Below are 2,741 nucleotides of genomic sequence, written 5' to 3'. Positions count from 1 at the left end.
GTACAAAATTGCTTCCCGACGACCCGCGGATGGAATTTCGTACACAAAATTGCTTCCCGACAATCCGCGGATGGAATTTCGCACACAAAATTGCTTCCCGACAACCCGCGGAGGGAATTTCGCACACGAAATTGCTCCTTTGGGCTATTGGATAAGATTCTCTTATCCCGAATTCACCTAACAGATACAGCGAGGCCGACTTCTCCTCTCATTGCGGTGCAGACGTTGCAGGGCGGAGGGGAAGTCGGCCTCTGAAGCGAAGCGGTGGATTATCGTACCATCAGCTTCGCGGTATGCGTGTGCATGCCGTCGCCATAAGAGACGATATAAATCCCTTTCTCGAGCGGGAGCTGCGCCTTGCTGCCCGTTCCGCGGCATACGGTGGCACCGTCGGGTGTGGCAATGTTCCATTGACGGATGCCGGATGTGAATGTGATGACGCCATCTTCCACGGTAAAGGCCGCCTCATGGGCAATTTGTTTCATGCCTGTGGTTATTTCATCCTCGCCGTTGAGTATGCGCCAGCCTTTTTGTTTGGCCACAGTGATGGCTTGGTCGGTCAGCACATTGTCGTCTTTTTCCGGATTCTCCGCCGCATTGTAGTACACGAGTGTGCCGCCTTCTGCGGGAGCTTGCTCCAGACTTTGAACAAGCGATAACGCAGCATCGCCCGACAACTTGTTGTGGTCGATGGTCATCATCTGCAACGCCGTGCATCCCTTTGCGGAAAGCGTGGTGAGCAGGTTGTTGTCGCATCCGATGGCAACCAGTGCGGGGAGGTTCGTCATCTGCAAATCGGTGAGGCGATTATAACTGAGGCTGACCTCTTGCAGTTGCTTGTTGTGAGTGAGGTTAAGCGTGGCAATGGCATTGTCTCCGCAACTCAACGTGGTCAGGGCTGGCTGTGCGTCGAGATTCAGCGCCGTGAGTTTGTTGCTGAAGCAGTATAATTCCTGCAATGCCGTGTTGTTCGCAAGATTGAGGGTCGGCAATTCGTTCAGTTTGCAATTTAGCTCTTTCAGCTGTGTCTGGCGGGTTACATCAAGTTCCGTCAGCGCATTTTCTCCGCAATAGAGGTGGGTGAGCTTAGGATTGTTCGCTATGTTAAGCTCCTTGAGTTTGCATTTCTCGCACGACAACTGCTCCAAGAGCGGACAGTTTTGAAGGTCGATAGCTTTTATTTTGTTGCGGCTTACATTGAGCGTCACCAATTTCACACATTTCGTAACATCGAGTGCGGTCAGTTGATTGCGATAACAACCCAGCTCGATGAGCTTAGCAGCACCCGCGAGATTCAACGATGTGAGCTTGTTTTCCTGACAATGGAGCAACAACAGATTGTCGGCCGTGCCCAGCTGGAGCGTCGATAGTAGGTTGTCGTTGCAGTAGAGGCGTGCTAAATGCGTGTTGTGCGAAACATCGAGCGCAGTCAGCCGGTTAATGTCGCATTTCAGGATAAGCAGCGACGTGGCCTCGGAACAGTCGATATCGGTCAGCATCATCGACGAGCATTCCATGCCAACCACATCGCCTTCTATCCTCACGTTCGGTTTGTCGGCCGATGCTTTCAAAGACAGAAGCGTCGGCTTGTCCACTTGGTCGGACACGGCATAGGCTTTCGGCGTACCGTCGCCGGTATCGATGTTCACGGTTTTCCCCTTTGCAGCAATGTAGAGACGAACGGTACCGCCCTTGGGCATGTCGCTTTTCAGGGTGATGGTTTGTGCCGACAGTGACAGACACGAAACCACGGATGCAAGTAGTAATAAAGTTTTTTTCATAGGTATGTTGTTAAAAATGAGAGTTGATGTTAAATGGAGGAAATCTCTTTCCATGCGAAATGTTCGATGCCGGCACCTACCTCGAAGCAGTATTTGATGATGCCGATATTCGTTTCACTCCACTTGTCGCGACGGTACGAGAGACTTACGTCGTTGCCTTCCCCCACAAGCATAAACGCTTGGCGATTGAGGGCGGTCGGTGCAAGCAGGGCGGACTTTACGCCTGCCACAAACCATTCAGGCATATCACCCTCATAGCGGCTTACCTCGTCGATAGTCTTTGATTTGTGGGGCACACCCTGTCCGTCTCCATAACCGATAGCAATGATGCCGCTGATGCGTGTGCCGTCCGCACTTTTCTTCACATGGCTGCGGCTGAAAGAGGCCGACCACCATGTGTTTAGTCCCAGCGTTTGAGCATAGAGCATCACGTCGATACCCGCATAGCCTAACATGCGGTCGGTATCAGGCGTGTCGGCACCTGAGAGTATGAGATAGTTGTTCACCCCTTTGGCATGAAACAGCAACCGAAAGAAAGCGGGCACAGCTTTACCGTCGTTCACCACTAACTTCATGCTGATGCCATGCTTCCGATTGTTTTCTGCAATTCTTTCGTTCAGCAACTTTACCACGTCGACAGGCAGAGGCTTGTCGAGGTATTTACGCACGACGTGTCGTGCATGGATAGCTTCTTGAATGGTCATCGTAGTTGATTATTTGTGTTCTGTGTTTGCAAAGATAATGATTTTCCCCGTATGGTTTGCATCCTTTTGGTCATAAGATTGGATTGCGCATGAAACCATGCCATTTCTTAAAAAAAGTTTGCCCATTTCAAAATGATTGCCTACCTTTGCCGCCGTTATTCAAACAAAAGAATAAAAATGATGCAGAGTGCGTGTACATATAATAATGGTGTAGCATTGCAGAAAGACGCAAACTTTTCTACAAATTTTATTGCCG

The 2,741-nt window shown here is 50.3% G+C and carries 2 protein-coding genes; both read right to left on the bottom strand.

Going from position 1 to position 2,741, the window contains the following annotated elements; genetic code table 11:
- Positions 1-269: 269 nt before the first annotated feature.
- On the bottom strand, positions 270-1,781 hold the full coding sequence (locus tag HMPREF0658_RS10655; RefSeq protein WP_006949156.1) for a leucine-rich repeat domain-containing protein: 1,512 nt from the start codon (positions 1,779-1,781) through the stop codon (positions 270-272).
- 29 nt (positions 1,782-1,810) lie between these two features.
- Complete coding sequence (locus HMPREF0658_RS05260) at positions 1,811-2,485, bottom strand: nitroreductase family protein (protein ID WP_006949155.1); 675 nt, start codon at positions 2,483-2,485, stop codon at positions 1,811-1,813.
- Positions 2,486-2,741 lie beyond the last annotated feature (256 nt).

The organism is Hoylesella marshii DSM 16973 = JCM 13450, assembly GCF_000146675.1.
Taxonomy (GTDB): Bacteria; Bacteroidota; Bacteroidia; order Bacteroidales; family Bacteroidaceae; genus Prevotella; species Prevotella marshii.
The sequence above is the reverse complement of the archived record's forward strand: the minus strand, read 5'-3'. Positions and strand labels throughout refer to the sequence as shown.

Bases quoted from the DNA above. Each gene is read 5' to 3' on its own strand.
- HMPREF0658_RS10655 (WP_006949156.1), bottom strand. From the start codon at position 1,781: ATGAAAAAAACTTTATTACTACTTGCATCCGTGGTTTCGTGTCTGTCA.
- HMPREF0658_RS05260 (WP_006949155.1), bottom strand. From the start codon at position 2,485: ATGACCATTCAAGAAGCTATCCATGCACGACACGTCGTGCGTAAATAC.